This window comes from Jannaschia maritima, assembly GCF_030973515.1.
Classification (GTDB): domain Bacteria; phylum Pseudomonadota; class Alphaproteobacteria; order Rhodobacterales; family Rhodobacteraceae; genus Jannaschia; species Jannaschia maritima.
This window is the reverse complement of sequence record NZ_JARGZA010000016.1, coordinates 1-19,842: the sequence shown is the minus strand read 5'-3', so window position 1 is coordinate 19,842 and position 19,842 is coordinate 1. Positions and strand designations below refer to the sequence as shown.

Annotated in this window: 17 protein-coding genes; 10 read left to right on the top strand and 7 right to left on the bottom strand. The window is 71.8% G+C overall.

Going from position 1 to position 19,842, the window contains the following annotated elements:
• The first annotated feature begins 35 nt into the window (after positions 1-35).
• From P0084_RS14535 to P0084_RS14520, 4 genes are read left to right on the top strand one after another with little or no spacing between them, the layout of a single operon-like run.
• Positions 36-1,160, top strand: a complete 1,125-nt coding sequence (locus P0084_RS14535; RefSeq protein ID WP_308917594.1) for a fumarylacetoacetate hydrolase family protein — start codon at positions 36-38, stop codon at positions 1,158-1,160.
• Positions 1,157-2,533, top strand: a complete 1,377-nt coding sequence (locus P0084_RS14530) for an MFS transporter (RefSeq protein WP_308917593.1) — start codon at positions 1,157-1,159, stop codon at positions 2,531-2,533. The genes P0084_RS14535 and P0084_RS14530 overlap by 4 nt, the downstream gene beginning before the upstream one ends.
• A complete protein-coding gene (gene mepA / locus P0084_RS14525) occupies positions 2,533-3,441 on the top strand; it encodes a penicillin-insensitive murein endopeptidase (RefSeq protein ID WP_308917592.1) in 909 nt (302 codons plus the stop codon). The genes P0084_RS14530 and mepA overlap by 1 nt, the downstream gene beginning before the upstream one ends.
• Complete coding sequence (locus tag P0084_RS14520) at positions 3,408-4,262, top strand: esterase-like activity of phytase family protein (protein WP_308917591.1); 855 nt, start codon at positions 3,408-3,410, stop codon at positions 4,260-4,262. Before mepA ends, P0084_RS14520 begins: the two co-directional genes overlap by 34 nt.
• Before the next feature lie 146 nt (positions 4,263-4,408).
• Here the strand turns inward: P0084_RS14520 and P0084_RS14515 are convergent, their stop codons facing one another.
• On the bottom strand, positions 4,409-5,269 hold the full coding sequence (locus tag P0084_RS14515; protein WP_308917590.1) for an LOG family protein: 861 nt from the start codon (positions 5,267-5,269) through the stop codon (positions 4,409-4,411).
• Between the two features lie 43 nt (positions 5,270-5,312).
• On the opposite strand from P0084_RS14515, the gene P0084_RS14510 reads away from it, so the two are divergent.
• From P0084_RS14510 to P0084_RS14485, 6 genes are read left to right on the top strand one after another with little or no spacing between them, the layout of a single operon-like run.
• A complete protein-coding gene (locus P0084_RS14510) occupies positions 5,313-6,320 on the top strand; it encodes a serine/threonine dehydratase (protein WP_308917589.1) in 1,008 nt (335 codons plus the stop codon).
• Complete coding sequence (locus P0084_RS14505) at positions 6,317-7,213, top strand: metal ABC transporter substrate-binding protein (RefSeq protein WP_308917588.1); 897 nt, start codon at positions 6,317-6,319, stop codon at positions 7,211-7,213. Before P0084_RS14510 ends, P0084_RS14505 begins: the two co-directional genes overlap by 4 nt.
• Positions 7,210-8,115 carry a manganese/iron ABC transporter ATP-binding protein gene (locus P0084_RS14500; RefSeq protein ID WP_308917587.1) on the top strand — a complete coding sequence of 302 codons (906 nt, stop codon included), beginning with the start codon at positions 7,210-7,212 and terminating at the stop codon, positions 8,113-8,115. The genes P0084_RS14505 and P0084_RS14500 overlap by 4 nt, the downstream gene beginning before the upstream one ends.
• Before the next feature lie 40 nt (positions 8,116-8,155).
• On the top strand, positions 8,156-9,004 hold the full coding sequence (locus tag P0084_RS14495; protein ID WP_308917586.1) for a metal ABC transporter permease: 849 nt from the start codon (positions 8,156-8,158) through the stop codon (positions 9,002-9,004).
• A complete protein-coding gene (locus tag P0084_RS14490; protein ID WP_374213668.1) occupies positions 9,004-9,834 on the top strand; it encodes a metal ABC transporter permease in 831 nt (276 codons plus the stop codon). Before P0084_RS14495 ends, P0084_RS14490 begins: the two co-directional genes overlap by 1 nt.
• A 5-nt stretch (positions 9,835-9,839) precedes the next feature.
• A complete protein-coding gene (locus tag P0084_RS14485; RefSeq protein WP_308917584.1) occupies positions 9,840-13,028 on the top strand; it encodes a 4Fe-4S dicluster domain-containing protein in 3,189 nt (1,062 codons plus the stop codon).
• Between the two features lie 37 nt (positions 13,029-13,065).
• Here P0084_RS14485 and uxuA read toward each other — a convergent pair whose 3' ends face one another.
• From uxuA to P0084_RS14455, 6 genes are read right to left on the bottom strand one after another with little or no spacing between them, the layout of a single operon-like run.
• Positions 13,066-14,277: a mannonate dehydratase gene (uxuA, locus tag P0084_RS14480; RefSeq protein ID WP_308917583.1), complete on the bottom strand. Its 1,212-nt coding sequence runs from the start codon at positions 14,275-14,277 to the stop codon at positions 13,066-13,068.
• Positions 14,274-15,506, bottom strand: coding sequence for a mannitol dehydrogenase family protein (locus P0084_RS14475; protein ID WP_308917582.1), 1,233 nt, complete (start codon positions 15,504-15,506; stop codon positions 14,274-14,276). The genes uxuA and P0084_RS14475 overlap by 4 nt, the downstream gene beginning before the upstream one ends.
• Complete coding sequence (gene uxaC / locus P0084_RS14470; protein WP_308917581.1) at positions 15,503-16,837, bottom strand: glucuronate isomerase; 1,335 nt, start codon at positions 16,835-16,837, stop codon at positions 15,503-15,505. Before uxaC ends, P0084_RS14475 begins: the two co-directional genes overlap by 4 nt.
• A gap of 2 nt (positions 16,838-16,839) precedes the next feature.
• Positions 16,840-18,123 (bottom strand): TRAP transporter large permease, encoded by a 1,284-nt coding sequence (locus P0084_RS14465; RefSeq protein ID WP_308917580.1) that lies wholly within the window; start codon positions 18,121-18,123, stop codon positions 16,840-16,842.
• Entirely contained in the window at positions 18,123-18,656 is a 534-nt protein-coding gene (locus P0084_RS14460) for a TRAP transporter small permease (RefSeq protein WP_308917579.1), read from the bottom strand. Before P0084_RS14460 ends, P0084_RS14465 begins: the two co-directional genes overlap by 1 nt.
• Positions 18,657-18,710: 54 nt before the next feature.
• Entirely contained in the window at positions 18,711-19,679 is a 969-nt protein-coding gene (locus tag P0084_RS14455; RefSeq protein WP_308917578.1) for a TRAP transporter substrate-binding protein, read from the bottom strand.
• Positions 19,680-19,842 lie beyond the last annotated feature (163 nt).

Genomic DNA, 19,842 nt, shown 5'->3' with positions numbered 1-19,842 from the left:
GTCGGACCGACGAATCCAGCGAAAGGCCACGAGCGATGACCGACGATCCCGCACTGGACCCGCGCGGCACCTGGATCGGGCGGGTCGACCGGCCCGGCATCGGCCCCTGCCTCGTCACCCTGCGGGACGGGCAACTGCACGACATCACCGGGCGGGCCGCGCCCACGGTCCGCGACGTCCTGGAGGCCGACGACCCCGTGTCCCACGTCGCGGGCGCCCGGGGGGAGGCCATCGGCCCGCCCGACGCGCCCGACGGATGGTCCTGGCTGGCACCCTGCGACCTGCAGCCGGTGAAGGCGTCGGGCGTGACCTTCGCGGGATCCATGGTCGAGCGCGTCATCGAGGAGCAGGCGGCGGGCGACGCGGGCCGGGCCGCCGAGATCCGCGCCCGCATCGGGGCGCGCATCGGCGACAGCCTGTCGGGCATCGTGCCCGGCTCGGACCACGCGATGCGGGTCAAGGCCGCCCTGCAGGACGAGGGGCTGTGGTCGCAATACCTGGAGGTCGGCATCGGCCCCGACGCCGAGGTATTCAGCAAGGCGCAGGCCCTGGCCGCGGTGGGCCACGGCGCGGCGGTCGGCGTGCACCCCATGTCGAACTGGAACAACCCGGAGCCGGAGGTCGTGCTGGCCGTGGACTCGCGGGGCGCGATCCGGGGGGCCGCCCTGGGCAACGACGTCAACCTGCGCGACGTGGAGGGACGGTCCGCGCTGCTGCTGTCCAAGGCGAAGGACAACAACGCATCCTGCGCCATCGGACCCATGATCCGCCTGTTCGACGACGACTTCGACCTGGACACGGTAAAGGGCCTTACGGTCCGTCTGAGGGTCGAGGGGGCGCAGGACGGGTTCGTGCTGGACGGGTCCAGCGCCATGGCCGCGATCAGCCGGGATCCGGCTGACATCGTGGCGCAGACGATCGGGCGGCATCACCAGTACCCGGACGGGTTCATGCTGTTCCTGGGCACGCTGTTCGCGCCCACGCAGGACCGCGACGCGCCCGGGCAGGGGTTCACGCACAAGGCGGGCGACGCCGTCACGCTGTCCTGCGCCGAGCTGGGAACGCTCCGCAACGTCGTGATGCCCTGCACCGAATGCCCGCCCTGGACCTTCGGCACCGCGGCCCTCATGCGGAACCTGGCCGGGCGGGGCCTTCTGTGACGGACGCCGTCGCGGCGGTCCTCCCGTCCCGCCGCCGCATCCGGGGCTGGATCGCGTTCGACTGGGCGAGCCAGCCCTTCTACACGCTGTGCCTGACCTTCGTGTTCGGTCCCTACTTCACCGCGACCGTCGCGCAGTCCCTTCTGGCCGATGGCCTGCCGGAGGTCGCGGCCGACGCCCGCGCGCAGCAGGTCTGGTCCTGGGCGCTGACGGGGATCGGGCTGGCCATCGCGCTGACGGCGCCGCTGCTCGGGGCGATGGCGGACCGGTCGGGGTCGCGGATGCGGTGGATCGCGACCTTCGGGGCGTTCTACGCGCTGGGGACAGCCGGGCTGTGGGCGATGACGCCGGACGCGTCCGCGGTGACGGTGACGCTGCTGGCGTTCGCGGTCGCGATGATCGGGGCCGAATACACCACCATCTTCACGAACGCCATGCTGCCCAGCCTGGCCCCCCGGGCGGAGATCGGGCGCATCTCCGGCACGGGCTATGCGTTGGGCTATGCGGGGGGTGTGCTGGCGCTGTTGACGTTCCTGCTTCTCTTCGCGGACGACGGGGACGGCACCACGATCCTGGGCGGCGCGCCCGCGCTGGGCCTGGACGGCGCGACGCGGGAAGGCACGCGCGCTGTGGGTCCGTTCACGGCCCTGTGGTTCGTCGTCTTCATGATCCCCTTCTTCGTTTGGGTGCGCGAACCCGCCCGTGCGCCCCAGCCCGTGTCGCTGCGCCTGGCCTGGGCCGACGTCGTGGCGCTGCTGCGCGCCGTGCCGGGGCGGCGGAGCCTCATGGCGTGGCTCGGCGGCTCGATGCTGTACCGCGACGCGCTGGCCTCGCTCTACAGCTTCGGAGGCGTTTATGCGGTGCTCGTTCTGGATTGGGAAACGACGCAGATCGGCGTCTTCGGCATCCTGGGCGCGGTCACGGCGGCGGTCGCGTCCTGGATCGGCGGACGCCTGGATGGACGGCACGGGCCGAAGCCGGTGATAGTGGGCGCCGTCCTGATCCTGACGGGTGTGGTGGTCGTCCTGGCCATGACCTCGCGCGATGCGGTGCTGGGCGTCCCGCTGGCGCCGGGCAGCCCGGCGCCGGACGTCCTGTTCTATGCCGTGGGGGCGGTGATCGGGGGGGCGGGCGGCGTCCTCCAGGCGGCCAGTCGGACGATGATGGTGCGCCACGCCGACCCGGACCGGGCGACGGAAGCCTTCGGCCTCTATGCACTGTCGGGCAAGGCGACCGCGTTCCTGGCGCCGCTCCTGATCGGGCTGGCCACCTGGGCCACGGGTTCCGCGAGGTTGGGCATCCTTCCCGTCGCTTTGCTGTTCCTTTCCGGGCTGGCGCTGCTACGCTGGGTCGACCCCGACGGAGACCGTTGATGCGCCTCGCCGCCCTTCTGACCGCCTGCGCCCTTCTGGCCGGCTGCGTCGCCGACGACCCCGTCGTCCGGTTCGACGCGGCGCAGACCGTTCAGGCCACGCGCGACGACCGCGTGGCCAAACCCCTGTTCGAGGCCGTGACCCGCCCGACCGAGGGCGGGCCCGCCGCCTTCGGCGGTCATTCGCGCGGATGCGCTGCGGGAAGCGTGCCGCTGGCGGAGACGGGGCCGACCTGGCAGGCGATGCGCCTGTCGCGCAACCGGTTCTGGGGCCATCCGCAGATGGTGGACATGGTGCAGGATCTGTCGCGCGCCGCGGTGCGCGCCGGATGGGCGGGTCTTTATGTCGGCGACTTGTCGCTGCCGCGCGGGGGACCGGTCTCCGGCCATGCCAGCCACCAGATCGGACTGGACGCCGACGTCTGGCTGTACCCCGTCGAACGTCTGAACCTGACCCGGGCCGAGCGGGAAAGTCTGTCCGCGGTCTCCATGCGACGGGCGAGCGGCGCGTACGTCAACGACCGCTGGACCCAGGCGCACATGCAGGTCGTGAAGGCTGCGGCCAGCGATCCCCGCACGACGCGGATCTTCATCTTCCCCGGCGCCAAGGTTGCGATGTGCGACGCCGAAACGGGGGACCGGTCCTGGCTGCGCAAGGTCCGGCCCTGGTACGGCCACCATTACCACATGCATATCCGCATCGCCTGTCCCCGGGGCGCGCGGGGCTGCGTCGACCAGGATCCGCCGCCGCCCGGCGACGGCTGCGCGGAGGCGCGGCAGTGGCAGGCCAACATCCTGAACCCGCCGCCCCCCGATCCGAACGCGCCTGCGCCCAGGCCCCGCCGGGACCTGACGATGGCGGATCTGCCCGGACAATGCGCCGCGGTCCTGGCCTCGCCCTCGCGCTGACCCTGCTCGCCCCGCCCGCCTGCGCCGCCCAGTTCCTGGGTGCGCAGACGTGGGTCGGGGGCTGGCACGGGTCGGGCGGCTATTCGGGCCTGTGGGTATCGCCGGACGGACGGGACTTCCTGACCGTGTCCGACCGCGGCGGCTGGGTGCGCGGACGCCTGGTCCGCGACGCGCGCGGGGCGGTCGCCGGCGTCGAGGGGGCGGAGCGCGGCGCCTTCCTGGGACGGGGAGGCCCCCTGCGGGGCCTGTCGGCGGACGCCGAAGGGTTGGCCGTGCGGGACGGAACGGTCTTCGTGTCGTTCGAGCAGGACCACAGGGTCATGCGCTTCGCGGACCCCGCGGCCCCCGGGGAACGCTTGCCCGACATCGAAGGGTTGGCGCCGCCACGGCCCAACAACGGGTTGGAAGCGCTGGCCGTCGATGCCGCGGGCCGCCTGTTCGCGATCACCGAAACGGCGGAGCCGCAGGGGTTTCCCGTCTTCGTGGGGGAGGGCGGGGTCTGGACGCGGGCCTTCCACGTCTCCCGGCGGGGCGGCTTCCTGGTTGTGGGCGCCGATATCGGTCCCGACGGACGCCTCTACGTGCTGGAACGCGACTTCGCCCTGATCGGGTTCCGCAGCCGCATCCGCAGCTTCGACCCGTCGGGCGGCGACGAGCGGGAGGAGATGGTCAGCGCGCTGGGCAGCCACGACAACCTGGAAGGGCTGGCGATCTGGCGCGACGACGCGGGGCGGCTGCGCGCGACGATGATCTCGGACGACAACTTCCGCGCGGTGCAGCGCACGGAGTTCGTGGACTACGCGCTGGGCGATGCGGACTGATCCAGGCGCACGATGGGTTGACGATCGATCCGTGGCCGTTCACCGGGGTTCGCGGGCGGGCCGACTCGAAACAGGATCGGGGCGACCGTGTCGTGACCACCTTCGGCACTCCGGTGCCGGGCCCGTCCACCCCGGTCGAACCCGCCCTAACCTTCCACCCGGTTCGGGATCTCCTGTCGGCGACCACGGGGCAGGGGCCAGTCGTCGATGAGGGCGATCGCCTCCTCCGCGGTCTCGACGAAGCGGAACAGATCTAGGTCGTCGACCCCGATCGTGCCCGCGTCGCGCAGCGCCTCCCAGTCGACGATGCGGCGCCAGAACCCTTCGCCGAACAGCAGGAACGGCACCCGCGCCATGCGGCCCGTTTGGATCAGGGTCAGCGCCTCGAACAACTCGTCCAGGGTGCCGAACCCGCCGGGGAAGACGCAGATCGCCGACGCCCGCATCAGGAAGTGCATCTTGCGGATCGCGAAGTAGTGGAAGTTGAACGACAGCTCCGGCGTGACGTACTCGTTGGGGGCCTGCTCGTGGGGCAGCACGATGTTCAGCCCAACGCTGCGCCCGCCCGCATCCGCGGCGCCGCGGTTGCCCGCCTCCATCACGCCGGGGCCGCCGCCCGTGACGATCACGTCCTCGCGCCCGCCGCTGCGCGCGATGCTGCGTTCGGTCATCAGGCGGGCGAAGCGGCGGGCCTGATCGTACTGGTCCGACAGATCCCGCAGGGTGGAGGTCCGCGCCCGGTCGCGGTTCTCCGGCCGCGGGATGCGGGCACCGCCGAACAGGACGACCGTGGACTCCACCCCCGCCTCGTCCAGGCCCATCGTGGGCTTCATCAGCTCCAACTGCAGGCGGACGGGGCGCAGCTCCTCCCGGCACAGGAAGTCGTCGTCCGCGAAGGCCAGGCGATAGGCCGGGTCGCGGGTCTGCGGCGTGTCCGGGACGACTGCGGCGGTGTGGATATCCTCGCGCGAGTCGCGCATGGGGTGGTGGCGGTGGTCGTCCTTCATGCGGCGTTCCCCGAAGCGGTGTCGAAGGGGGGGACCTAGCAGGATGGCGGGGGATTGGCAGGCGGAAATCGAGGCCGCGGCGGGGCGCATCGCGGGCCACGTCCGCGTGACCCCCGTGATCGACGTCACGCTTGGGGGGTTCGACCTGACGTGCAAGCTGGAGCACATGCAGCACACCGGCAGCTTCAAGGCGCGGGGCGCGTTCAACACGCTGCTCGCGGCGGACGTGCCCGCGGGCGGCGTGGTGGCGGCGTCCGGGGGCAACCACGGGGCCGCGGTGGGTTTCGCGGCGGCGGCGCTGGGACATCCGGCGCACGTCTTCGTCCCGGAGGTCGCGGGACCGTCGAAGATCGCCCTGGTCGAACGCACGGGCGCCGCGTGCCACGTGGTGCCCGGCCTCTATGCCGACGCGCTGGCGGCGGCGCGGGCGCACGAGGCGGCCACGGGGGCGATGCAGGTCCACGCCTATGACGCGGTGCCGACGCTGGCGGGCCAGGGCACCGTCATGCGCGAATGGGAGGCGCAGGGACTGGACGCGGACACCGTGTTGATCGCCGTGGGCGGCGGCGGGCTGATCGGCGGCGCGCTGGCGTGGCTTGACGGCCGGCGCAAGGTGGTGGCCGTGGAATCCACGGGGACCGCGACGTTGCGTGCCGCCCTGGACGCGGGGCGCCCGGTGGACGTCGACGTGGGCGGGATCGCGGCGAACGCCCTGGGGGCCAGGCGCATCGGTGCGCTCGGCTTCGAACTCGCGCGGGGGATCGACGCCGTCCTGGTGGACGACGACGCGATCCTGGCCGCGCGCGACCTGCTGTGGCGCGAACTGCGATGCCTGGTCGAGCCCGCGGGGGCCGCGGGGGTGGCGGCGCTCCTGTCGGGGGCCTATCGACCGGGGCCGGGCGAACGCGTCGCGGTGCTGATCTGCGGGGCCAATCCGGTACGACCCGTTGACGTACGAGGCATGCAGTTAGGAATCGTTCGCAACAGGGTTGACTATTGCGAACGGATCGCATCTAGGGAACGACACCCTGCGGGAAAGGTGCGACCATGATCCGTGCGAAGACCATTGCCACCGCCCTCGCGGCCGTTCTGCTGACCGCGACGGCGGCCACGGCCGACCGCATGAAGGTCGCCACCACCTTCACCGTCCTGGCCGACATCGCGCGGAACGTGGCCGGCGATGCCGCGGACGTCGTGTCCATCACGAAGCCGGGGGCCGAGATCCACGGCTACGAGCCGACGCCACAGGACATCGTGCGGGCGAGCGACGCCGACCTCCTGTTGTGGAACGGCCTGAACCTGGAGCGGTGGTTCGAGCAGTTCCTCGTGAACCTCGGCGACATCCCGTACGTCACCGTCACGGAAGGGATCGACCCCATCCCCATCGCCGAAGGGGCGTACGAGGGGCAGACGAACCCCCATGCCTGGATGGGGCTGGACACCGCCCGGACCTATGTCGACAACATCGCCGCCGCCTTCGCACGGGTCGATCCGGAGAACGCGGACATCTATCGGGCCAACGCCGAAGCCTACAAGCTCCAACTGGAAAGCGTGATCGAGCCCCTGCGCGCGCGCATCCAAGTCATCCCCGAGGACCGCCGCTGGCTGGTGACGTGCGAGGGGGCGTTCAGCTATCTCGCCCGCGACTTCGGCATGCGCGAGCTGTACCTATGGCCCATGAACGCCGATCGCGTGGGCACGCCGCGGCAGGTGCGTGCGGTGATCGACGGCGTGCGCGACAACGACGTCCCGGTCGTGTTCTGCGAATCCACCGTCAACACCGCCCCCGCCGAGCAGGTCGCCCGCGAAACGGGGGCGGGTTACGGCGGCGTCCTCTACGTCGATTCCCTGTCGGAGGCGGACGGACCGGTGCCGACCTTCCTGGATCTGCTGCGCGTCACGTCCGAGACGATCGCCGACGGGCTGGAAGGCGGAGCGGGATGAACGCCGAACCGCGCGCGTCCGGCTTCGCGGCGGGGAATTCGGACGGGGCGGGCATCGTCGCGCGCGGCGTGACTGTCACCTATCGCAACGGCCACACCGCGCTGCACGATGCCAGCTTCGCCGTGCCGCGCGGGACGATCACCGCGCTCGTGGGCGTGAACGGCGCGGGCAAGTCGACGCTGTTCAAGGCGATCATGGGCTTCGTTCCCGTCGCCGCGGGCGCCATCACGCTGCTGGGCCGCCCCGTGCGCGACGCGCTGCGCGCGAACCTGGTGGCCTACGTCCCCCAGGCGGAGGAGGTGGACTGGGACTTCCCCGTCCTGGTCCGCGATGTCGTGATGATGGGCCGCTATGGACGGATGGGGTTCCTGCGCATCCCGTCGCGCGCCGACCGGGACGCGGTGGCCGGCGCCCTGGACCGCGTGGGCATGACCGACTTCGCCGACCGTCAGATCGGCGAGTTGTCGGGCGGACAGCGCAAGCGGGTGTTCCTGGCCCGCGCGCTGGCGCAGGACGGGCAGGTCATCCTGCTGGACGAACCCTTCACCGGCGTCGACGTGAAGACGGAGGATCAGATCATAGCACTCCTGCGCGCCCTGCGCGACGAGGGGCGCGTGATGCTGGTCAGCACGCACAACCTAGGCTCCGTGCCGGAGTTCTGCGACCGCACCATCCTGGTCAAGCGCACCGTGCTGGCCCACGGCCCCACGGCCGAGATCTTCACGCGCGCCAACCTGGAGCGTGCCTTCGGCGGCGTCTTGCGCCACTTCACGTTGGGGGGCGACGAGCTGCACGACGACGACGACGACCGCATCGTGCGGATCATCACCGACGACGAGCGGCCGTTCGTCCATTACGGGGAGCGGGCGAAGCCGTCGCCCGACGCGGATGCGAAGCGATAGGTCCTCCCCGGATCGAGTCCGGGAATGACGGCGCGATGACATGACCACCCTCCTCGAGCCCTTCGCCTACGGCTACATGTTCAACGCGATGTGGGTGTCCGCGCTGGTGGGCGCGGTCTGCGCGTTCCTGTCGGCCTACCTGATGCTGAAGGGCTGGTCGCTGATCGGCGACGCCCTGGCCCATTCGGTCGTGCCCGGCGTCGCGGGGGCCTACCTGATCGGCCTGCCCTTCGCGGTGGGGGCGTTCTTCGCGGGCGGGCTGGCGGCGGGGGCGATGCTGTTCCTGTCGGGGCGGTCGGGCCTGAAGGTGGACGTCGTGATCGGGATCATCTTCACGTCGTTCTTCGGGCTGGGCCTGTTCATGATCTCCGTGTCGCCGACCTCGGTGGACGTCCAGACCATCGTGATGGGCAACATCCTGGCGATCTCGCCCGGCGACACGGCGCAATTGGCGGTCATCGGTCTCGTCGCGCTGACGGTGCTGGGGCTGAAGTGGAAGGACCTGATGGTCGTCTTCTTCGACGAGAGCCACGCGCGCGCCATCGGCCTGAACCCCGACCTCCTGCGCGTCGTGTTCTTCACCCTGCTCTCGGCGGCGGTGGTGGCGGCGATGATGACGGTGGGGGCCTTCCTGGTCATCGCCCTGGTCGTGACGCCGGGGGCCACGGCCTATCTGCTCTGCGACCGCTTTCCGCGCCTTCTGGCCACGTCGGTGGCGATCGGGGCGGCGACGTCCTTCGCGGGCGCCTACCTGTCCTATTTCCTGAACGGGGCGACGGGCGGGATCATCGTCGCGCTGCAGACGACCGTGTTCCTGGCGGCTTTCGTGCTGGCGCCCCGGCACGGGCTGCTTGCGGCCCGGCGCCGCGCGCGGGCGGCGGTGGCTTGATGGACCCGCTGCTGCCGTTCGCGTTCCCGTTCATGCGCAACGCCTTCTACGTGGCCCTGCTGGTGGGTCCGCCCGCCGCGCTCCTGTCCTGCTTCCTGGTGCTGAAGGGCTGGGCCCTCATGGGCGACGCGGTCAGCCATGCCGTCCTGCCGGGCGTGGTGCTGGCCTGGATCACGGGCCTGCCCCTCGTGGTGGGCGCCTTCGCGGCGGGCATGACCTGCGCGCTCGCGACCGGCTATCTGTCGCAGAACAGCCGGGTGAAGTCCGACACGGTGATGGGGGTCGTCTTCAGCGGCATGTTCGCGGTGGGCATCGTGCTCTACACCGCGATCCCGACGGAGGCGCATCTGGACCACATCCTGTTCGGCAACATGCTGGGCGTGGGGCCGGGGGATCTGTGGACCGCGGGCGTCATCTCGGCCATCGTCTGCCTGTTCCTGCTGCTGCAATGGAGGGACCTGCTGCTGCACGCCTTCGATCCCGCGCAGGCCCGCGCCTCCGGCCTGGCCGTGGCCTGGCTGCATTACGGGCTGCTGTCGGTCCTGTCGCTGTGCATCGTGGCCACCCTGACGGCGACGGGGCTGATCCTGGCGGTGGCGCTGCTGGTCACGCCGGGGGCCGTCGCGTTCCTGGTGGTTCGGTCCTTCGGTCGGATGCTGGCCGTGTCGGTCGCGGTCTGCACCGCGTCCCTGCTGGCGGGCGTGTATCTCAGCTTCTTCATCGACGCGGCGCCCGCGCCCACCGTCGTGCTGATCCTGACCGCCCTGTTCGTCCTGGCCTTCCTGCGCCGGATGCGCCTGACGCGGGCCGCATCGCGCCGCACCGCCTGACGCGCATGCGACGCCTTCTGTCGAACGCGGACCGGCCCGTCCACATGGGCCCCCTGCCGGTGGAGCGTCTGGCCCGCACGGACGCGGTCGACCTGGCGGACGTGCCGCCCCGTCCGCCCCTGCGGTACGAGGCGGACGATCCCGCCTCCATCGTCCACGCGATGGCCGAGCATGCCGCCGTGCTGGACGCCATCCGCGACGGACCCGTCAACCCCGCCTCCGCCGAGATCCCGGACGACCCGGTCGCGCGCGCGAACCACCTCAAGGCGTTCGGGCACTTCAACGACGCCACGGGCATGGGCGTCTGCCGCCTGCCCGACGCCGCGCGCCTCGCCACGCCCCACCGCAACGCGGACGTGGCGCGCCTGGCGGCGGATCTGCGGGACCGTCCGGTCAAGTCCTTGGCCGCCGGCATCGACGCGATCATGGCGGACCTGCGCGAAGGGCTGGCCGCGCCCCCGGGCGGCATCGCGGACCACGACCACGCGCTGATCGTCCTCGTCCACCACCCGCGCGAGCCCCGCGCGGACGAACCCGGCGCCGCCTGGATCCGCGGCGCGCGCATGCATCGGTCCGCGCTGCTGGCCGCCGAGAACGCGGTCGTGCTGGCCAACTACCTGCGCCTCCTGGGGCATCCCGCCCGCGCGCATACCATGTCCGACGCGGAGGTGGACCTGAACGTCCTGGCCGTCGCCGCGGGGCTGGTCCATGCCGACCTGCGGCATCCCCATCTTGGGCACGATTATGCCCTGGCCGCGATCACCACGACCTGCCCGCTGGCGCCCGACCGCCCCCTGGCGCCCGACCGGTCCCGGGCCGCCTTCGACTGGCGTTGGACGCTGGGCGTCGGCACGGGGGTGCGGGCCGGCACGGTGGACCCGTTCGCCGCGCGCGACTTCCGCGACGGTCCCCACCCGTTCGAGACGCTGCGCCGCGTGGACGCGCCGACGACCTATATCGACGAGCCGCGCGTCCCCCGCGTGCCCAAGCGCGCCGACCTGTTCGCACGCGGGCAGTTCGGCGACATGGGCAAGCGGGTGCAGGACGCGATGAAGGGCGGCCATCACATCCGCAAGGCCCCCACGGCGGCGGCCCAGCGGCGTGCCCTGGGCGCGCTCGTGCCGTTCCAGGACGGCACGCCCGCGGCGGACCGGACGGCCCCCGGGCCACGGGACGCTGCCGACCTGGTCAAGGCCGCGTCCTACTTCCTGGGGATCGACGCGGTCGGGATCTCCCGCTGCCCGGACTGGGCGTGGTATTCCCACGACGCCGCGGGCGACCCGATCGACCCGCCCCACGGTCACGCGATCAGCATGGTGGTGGACCAGGGCTACGAGACGATGGAGGGGGCATCGGGCGACGACTGGATCAGCGTGGCCCAGTCCATGCGCGCCTATCTGCGGTTCAGCCTGCTGGGCGGCGTGGTGGCCGCACAGATCCGACGTTTGGGCCATTCGGCCAAGGCCCACACCGTCATGGACGGGGAGGTGCTCCAGCCGCCCCTCCTGCTGCTGTCCGGCCTGGGGGAGGTGTCGCGCATCGGCGAGGTCATCCTGAACCCCTTCCTGGGGCCGCGCCTGAAGTCCGGTGTCGTGACGACCGACATGCCGGTGGCGCACGACCGGCCGATCGACTTCGGGCTCCAGCGCTTCTGCGAGGGGTGCAACAAGTGCGCGCGCGAATGCCCATCCGGGGCGATCACGGCCGGGCCGAAGACCATGTTCAACGGCTACGAGATCTGGAAGTCCGACAGCCAGAAATGCGCGACCTACCGCATCACCACGAAGGGCGGGGCGATGTGCGGACGCTGCATGAAGACCTGTCCCTGGAACCTCGAAGGCGTGTTCAAGGAACGTCCCTTCCGCTGGGCCGCGATGAACGCGCCCAGCCTGGCGCCCGTCCTGGCGAAGCTGGACGACGCGGCGGGCAACGGCGGCCTCAATCCCGCGAAGAAGTGGTGGTGGGACATCGCCCTGTCCGAGGACGGCGGCGCGTACCGTCCCACGCCGGACCCCGTGAACGCCCGCGATCTGCGGCCGGACCTGACCCTCGATGCACGGGATCAGACGATGGCCGTCTATCCCGCCCATCTGGCGCCCCACCCCCATCCCTATCCCGCGCCCATGGACCGGGAGGCCGGGATCGCCGCCCATCGCGCGATGCCGTCGGCCGCGGAATACCGCGCCCGGCTGGATCGGGGCGAGGCGCCCACCGACCACCTCTATGCGGCCGCCGCGGACAGCCCCGTCCTGTCGCTCGTGGTGCGCGCCGCCACGCCGATGGCCGACGGCGTCACGAAGTACGACCTCGGGGCTGCCGACGGATCCGACCTGCCGCCATGGGAGGCGGGCGCGCATCTGGACGTGGTGGTGGCCCCCGAATACCTGCGTCCCTATTCGATGTCGGGCGACCCGGCGGACCGGACGACCTATCAGATCGGCGTCCTGCGGGAGGACGGGGGCCGGGGCGGATCGGCGCTCCTGCACCGCATCTTCGCGCCGGGCCGCCGCGTCTTCGCCGCCCCGCCCGCGAACCACTTCCCCCTGGTCCCGGACGCCACGCGGGTGACGCTGATGGGCGGGGGCATCGGCATCACGCCGCTGATCGCGATGGGCCACGCCCTGCACCGGCGCGGCACGCCCTTCGCGCTGCATTATTCCGGGCGGTCGCGGGGGGCCATGGGGTTCCTGGACGACCTCGCCGCGTTTCCCTGGGCCGACCACGTCCGCCTCTACGTCACCGACGAGGGCACGCGCTGCGACCTGGACGCCGCCATCCCGCCCCATGCCCCCGGCGCGCATCTCTACGCCTGCGGGGGCGGGGCCTACATGGAGGCCGCGATGCGGGCCGCGGAGGCGAAGGGCTATCCGGAGGACGCGCGCCATCTGGAATTCTTCGCCGTGCCGGACGAGCCCGAGCGGGAATCGCATCCCTTCGTCCTGCGCCTGGCCCGCACCGGCCGAGACGTCGCGGTGCCCGCCGACCGTTCGGCGGCGGAGGCGTTGCAGGAGGCCGGGGTGCCCGTGGACCTGAAATGCAGCGACGGCCTGTGCGGCGTGTGCCGGTGCGGGGTGGTCGCGGGCGCGGTCGACCACCGAGACCACGTGCTGTCGCAGGCGGAGCGGGAGACGTCCATGATCCTGTGCCGCAGCCGGGCCGCGCAGGCGGGCGGCGTGGTGGAGGTGGCGCTCTAGCCGTGCGCGCGCGCCGCGCGCGGGGCCGTGCGGTCCTCTACCGACCCGCCCCGTGCCGCAGGCCCGCGACGACCCCCCGCAGTTCCGCCAGCCCCTTCAGGCGCCCCACCGCAGGATATCCCGGCTGACCGCCGCGCGCGGCGTCGTCCATCAGGTCCTGGCCATGGTCGGGGCGGAACGGGATCTCCGCGTCCGCGCGTCCCTCCGCGTTCCGCCGGTCCTCCTCCGCCAGGACGGCGGCGACCAGGGCGGCCATGTCGGTGGCTCCGGCCAGGTGATCCGCCTCGTGGAACGAGCCCCCCGTCACGGCATCGCCCTCGCGCGCGACGTTGCGCAGGTGCAGGAAATGCACCTTGCGCCCCAGCCGCCGCATCATGCCGGGCAGGTCGTTGTCCGTTCGCGGCCCCAGCGCGCCGGAACACAGCGTCACGCCATTGGCCGGGCTGTCCACCGCCGCCGTAAGGGACACGTAGTCGGCTTCCGTCGACGCGATCCGCGGCAGGCCCAGCAGCGGCCAGGGCGGGTCGTCGGGGTGGCAACACATCCGCAGTCCCAGTCGTTCGGCGGTGGGCACGACCTCCGCCAGGAAGTCGGCCAAATGACGGCGCAGACGGTCCTCCGGTATGGCGGCATAGGTCGCCAGGTGGTCGCACAGCTCGTCCAGCGTCAGGCCCGCCTGACCGCCGGGCAGGCCCATGACCAGGTTCGCGGCCAGGCGCTCCTTCGCGGGGTCGTCCATGGCGGCGTGGCGGCGCCCGGCGGCCTCCACGACGTCCTCCGGCAGGCCGTCCGCCGCGCCGGGGCGGCCCAGGATGTGGATGTCGAAGGCCGCGAAGTCCACGGCGTCGAACCGCATCGCCGTGCCGCCGTGGGGCAGGCGCCAGGCCAGATCCGTCCGCGTCCAGTCGAGCACGGGCATGAAGTTGTAACACACGACCCGGATCCCCGCCGCCGCCAGGGCCTCCAGGCTGCTGCGATAGGCGTCCAAATGCGCGCGCCAGTCGCCCGTCTGCGTCTTGACGTCCTCTGACACCGGCAGGCTCTCCACCACCTCCCAGGCCAGGCCGGACGGGCCGCCGTCGCGCATCGTCGCGATCTCGGCCTGGCGCTTGGCGATCTCGTCGGGCGTCCACGCCGCGCCATAGGGGACGTGGTGCAGCGCGCTGACGACGCCCTCGACGCCCGCCTGCATCATCCAGTCCACGGGAACCGTGTCCTGTGGCCCGAACCAGCGCCAAGTGGCCCTCATGCCGCGTCCTCCAGAAGCCGCTCGGCGTCGTGGCCCGCCGCCCGGCCCGCCCGCAGGACGTCCGCGGCGGGATCGTCGGGGGTCCCGCCGGCGGCGAAGGTCGCGTCCAGCCAGGCGGTCCATTCCCGCAGGGCGCGGTCGCAGGCGGGCGTGGGGCCGTCGTGGTCCCGCCGCGTGCCCAGGATGCGGATGGGCAGCTTGCGCGACCCGTCGATGGCGATCTGATCCAGCCGGTGGGCCAGATGGGGGTTCTCGAACCGCTCGATCAGCGCGTCGGCATAGGCCGGCGCATCGCCCTGCACGGCCTGCGGAAGGGTGGCCGCGGCCTCGGCCATCACGGCGCGGGCCACGGCGCGCAGGTCGGGGTCGGCGACCGCCTCGTGGACGAAGGCGTGGCCCGCGTTCAACCCGGCATAGGCCAGCGTGGAATGCGCGCCGTTCAGCATCCGCAGCTTGCGCATCTCGTGGGGGGCGACGTCCGGCACGATCCGCGCGCCCGCCGTGGCGATGTCGGGCATCGGGCCCGCGAAGCGATCCTCCACCACCCATTCGGTGAACGCCTCCGTCGCGACGGGCGCGGCGTGGGGCAGGCCCGCCGCGCGCATCCGGTCGCGCAGGGCGTCGTCGGCCGCGGGCGTGATGCGGTCCACCATGGAGGACGGATACGCGTGTCGGGTCACGACGCCCCGCTCCACCCCCGCCGCGTCCGCCAGCGACAGCAGCACGCCGCGCAGCGCCGCCCCGTTGTCCGGCAGGTTGTCGCAGGACAGGACCGTCAGCGGCGCGTCGCGGTGGCGCAGGGCGTCCAAAAGCGCGCCGGGTACCGTGCGCCCCGGCCGCCCGTCCCGCAGCGCGGCCACGTCCTCCGCCAGCGCGTCCAGGTCCGCCCGGCCGTTCCCGCGCAGGTGGTATCCCTTCTCGGTCACGGTCAGGGTGACCAGGGACACGGCCGGGTCCGCCAACAGGCCGCGCAGGGCGTCCGGCTTCTCCGGCAGCACGGTGACGCCGTCCAGGACGTCCACGACCTCCGGCCGCCGCCCGTCGGCATCCGCGACCTCCAGCACATAGCGCCAGCCATCGGCGGCCAGCGCGTCGCGCACGCCCGCCGATCGGAACGAAACGCCGTGGATGCGCCAGCCCGTCCCCGTCGCGGCGTTCGCCCGGTGGACGTAATGCGCCCCGTGCGCGCGGTGGAACGCCCCCAAGCCCAGATGCACGATCCGGTTCACAGGCGGTACGCCTCCCGCGCGGCGCCATCGGTCAGCCACCGGGCGATGCGCTCCGCGTCCGCCGGGCCGAACAGGCCGCGCGCCACCTGCGCGTCCAGGTGGCGGGCCACGGCGCGCCGCCACATGTCGTGACGCGCGGGGATCGACATCAGCGCGCGGGTGTCGTCGTTGAACCCCGCCAGGTTCCAGTACCCCGCCGTCTCGACCACCCGGTCGAAATAGCGCGCGATGCCGTTGGGGCTGTCGTGGAACCACCACGGCGGCCCCAGCCTCAGGGCCGGCCAGTACCCCGCCATCGGCGCCAGCTCGCGGGCATACACGCTCTCGTCCAGGGTGAAGGCGACGATCGTCAGGCCGGGTTCGGTGCCGACCCGGTTCAGCAGTCCGTCCGCCCCGCGCACCCAGTCCTGCGGCAGGGGGATGTCGGCGCCCTTGTCGGGGCCCAGGCGCTCGAACAGGGCGCGGTCGGTGTTGCGGCCCGATCCGGCGTGGATCTGCATGGTCAGCCCGTCGTCGGCAGACATCTGCGCCATCTCGATCAGCATGTGGTTGTGCAGGCGCGCGCGCGCCCCCGCGTCGGCCCGCCCCGTCAGGCAGGCGTCCAGCAGCGCCTGCGCCTCGCCATCGTCCAGCCATTCGGTCGCCAGGTGGTCTATCGCGTGGTCCGTGGCCGTGGCCCCGTGGTCGCGGAAATGCGCCCGCCGCGCCCGCAGCGCGGCCCGCCAGCCCGCCAGCGTGGCCGTGTCCTCACCCGTCAGCCCGCCCAGCCGTTCCATGTCCGCGGCCCAGTCCGGCTTGGCCGGGTCAAGCACCGCGTCGGGGCGGAAGGTCGGGACCAGCCGCGTGCGGTGCCCCAGGGTCGCGAAGGCCGCATGGGGCGCCAGGTCGTCGAGCGCGGAGTCGGTCGTGGCCAGCACCTCGATCCCGAACCGCTCCAGCAGCGCGCGGGGCCGGAACGCGTCCGTCGCCAGCGCGGCGTCGATCCGGTCGTAGATCGCGTCCGCCGTGTCGGGGCCCAGGGGGTCGTCGATGCCGAAGACGTGGCGCAGCGTGTGCTCCAGCCACCCGCGGGACGGGGTGCCCAGGAACAGGTGCCAGTGCTCGGCCAGGATGCGGAAGGCGCGGCGCGGGTCGCGATCGGCGGGGTCCACGCCCACGCCCAGATCCCCCAGCGCCACGCCGCGCGAACGGAGCAGCCGGAACACGTAGTGGTCCGGCACGATCAGCAGCGCGGCCGGGTCGGCGAAGGCGCGGTCCTGCGCGAACCATTCGGGCACCGTGTGCCCGTGCGGCGACAGGATCGGAAGGTCGGCGATGGCGTCGTAGAGCATGGTCAGTATCCCAGAAGGCCCGGCAGCCCCAGCGACAGCACCGGCACGTAGGTCGTCGCCGCCAGCGCGACCAGGATCGCGAGGTAGAAGGGCCAAATCGTGCCGACGACGGATTCGATGCGGACCTTGGCGATGGCGCATCCGACGAACAGGCAGTTGCCCACCGGCGGGGTCGTCAGCCCGAGCCCGAGGTTCATCATCAGGATCATGCCGAACTGGATCGGATCGACGCCCAGCGCCTGCGCCACGGGCAGGAAGATGGGCGTGCAGATCAGGATCAGCGCGCCCATGTCCATCAGCATCCCCAGGACCAGCAGCGACAGGTTGATCAGCAGCAGCAGGACGATCGGATTGTCGGTCAGCCCCTGGAACGTGGCCAGGATCGTCTCGGGCACGCGGTTGAGCGTCACGAAGTAGCTGAACGCGCTGGCCGTGCCGACCAGCACCATCACCATCGCGGTCGTCCGGATGGCCGCCAGCACGCTGTCGCGGAAGGCCCGCCAGTCCAGGCTGCGATACACGACCAGCGTGACCAGCAGCGCATAGATGACGCCGATGGCCGCGCTCTCGGTGACGGTGAAGATCCCTGACACCACGCCCCCGATGATGACCACCGCCGTCAGGAAGCCGGGCAGGGCGGCCGCGATGGCCACCAGGGCCGCGCCCCACCCCGGAAAGGCCCCGGTGGGATAGCCGCGCCTGACCGCCACCGCATAGGCCGCCGCCGTCAGGCACAGGCACATCAGCACGCCCGGCACCACGCCCGCCAGGAACAGCGACGTGATCGACATGCCGCCCCCCGCCGCCAGCGCATAGAGGATCATGTTGTGGCTGGGCGGGATCATCACGCCCGCGATGGAGGACGTGACGGTGACGTTGACCGCATAGTCGTCGTCGTAGCCCCGCTCGCGCATCATGGGGATCATCACCGATCCCAGGGCCGACGTGTCCGCCACCGCGGAGCCCGATATCCCGCCGAACAGCATCGACGTCAGCACGTTGACCACGCCCAGCCCGCCGCGGACCCGGCCCACGACCGCCTCCGCCGCGCGCACCAGGCGAAGGGCGATGCCGCCGCGCATCATGATCTCGCCGGCGAAGACGAAGAACGGGATGGCCAGCAGCGTGTAGACGTTGATCCCGGACACGATCCGCTGGAAGACCACGAACTCCGGCACGCCGGACTGCAGCGCGGCAGCCAAGGCCGACAGGCCCAGGGCGAAGGCGATGGGGACGCCCGCCAGGACCGCCAGGGCGAAGACGCCCAGCAGGACGGCCAGCCCCATCAGTCCACCCGTCCCTCGGGTCCGGGATCGGCGGGCGGGCCGAGGTCGGGCAGCGGCTCCCATCCGCGCGCCAGCATCCAGATCCGCTCCGCCATGAAGATCGCGATCAGGGCGCCGGTGATCATCAGGGGCAGGTACTGCACCCCCTGCGGCAAGGGCAGCAGCGGGATCAGGCGCCCCCATGTCCGTTCGACCAGCGGCCAGGAACCGAAGATCATCCAGACGCCGAAGACGCCCACCGCCAGCGCGCCCAGCATGCGGACGGCCCGGCGCGCGGGGCGGGGCAGCGCGTCCACCAGAAGATCCAGCCCCAGATGCGTGTTCTCGCGCAGGCCCACCGCGGCCATGGGCAGCGTGACCACCAGGATCAGCAGCAGCGCGGCCTTCTCCGTCCAGGTCGGCGTGTCGTTCAGGACATAGCGCCCCCAGACCTGCCAGCCGGTCAGCACGACCAGCGCCACCAGCGACACGGCGCTGATCGCCACCACCACGCGGGCCAGCGGGTCGAGAAAGGTCCAGCGATGGTCAGGCATCGACGACTCCCGGGGCATGGGGTGACGGGGGCGCGGCCGCCCCCGTCCGCGGGATCACTCCGTCGCCTGGATGCGGTCCAGCATGTCGCGCAGGGTGTCGTCGGTCACGAACCGGTCGTAGACCGGCCCCATCGCGTCCGAGAACGACGCGCTGTCCACGTCCTCGACGATGGTGACGCCCGCCTCCTCCACGATCCGTCGCGACTCGGCCTCGCGCTCGGCCCACAGTTCGCGCTGGTAGATCGCCGATCCCTGCGCGGCCTCGCGGATGATCTCCTGGTCCTCCGGGCTGATCTGGTCCCAGGTCGTCAGGGCGAAGAAGATCCCCTCCGGGATGATCGTGTGGCTGTCGATGATGTAGTAGGGCGCGACCTCGTAATGCCCCGTCGACTCGTAGGACGGCCAGTTGTTCTCCGCCCCGTCCACGACGCCCGACTGGATGGCGGTATAGACCTCGCCGAAGGGCAGGGGCGTGGCGTTGGCGCCCAGCGCCTCGACCATGGCGACGTTGATGTCGCTGTTCTGGACGCGGAACTTCAGACCCTGAAGATCCTCCACGCTGTCGAGCGGGGTGTTGGCATAGAACGATCGCGTGCCCGACGCGTACCAGGACAGCGGCTCCATGTTGGCCTCGTTCATGGCGGCCGCGATCTCGTCGCCGATGGGACCCTCCAGGACGCGGAACTGATGCTCGGGCGACCGGAACGCGTAGGGCAGGCTGAAGAGCCCAAGCTCCGGCACGGTGTTGACCATCGGCGCCGTCGAGAAGACGCCGTAATCGAGCGCGCCCAACTGCAGCTGCTCGGTGGCGAACTCGCCCTCGCCCAGGGTGGCGCCGTGGAAGTTCTCCATCTGGATGCGGCCTTCGGTGCGCTCCTCGACCATCTCCGCGAAGCGGTCCAGCGCGATGGAGACGGGGTAGTCGGGAACGTGCGTGTTCCAGCCGCGCAGGGCCATCTCCTGGGCTTGCACGGTCAGCGTGGTCGCGCCCAGCAGGGCCGCGGCGAGGGTCAGTCTCTTCATGGTGGTCCTCCCGTTCGGACATGGTCGCCATGCGGCGAATTGGTCCGTCCAATCCGGCGACATTCGACCGGCGGCACCCATTATGGCAAGACCAATTTCGCGCAAAACGGGATTTCGGCCTCCACGGGGTCTGTTAGGCTGTCTTTGGTCTGACCAGGAAGCA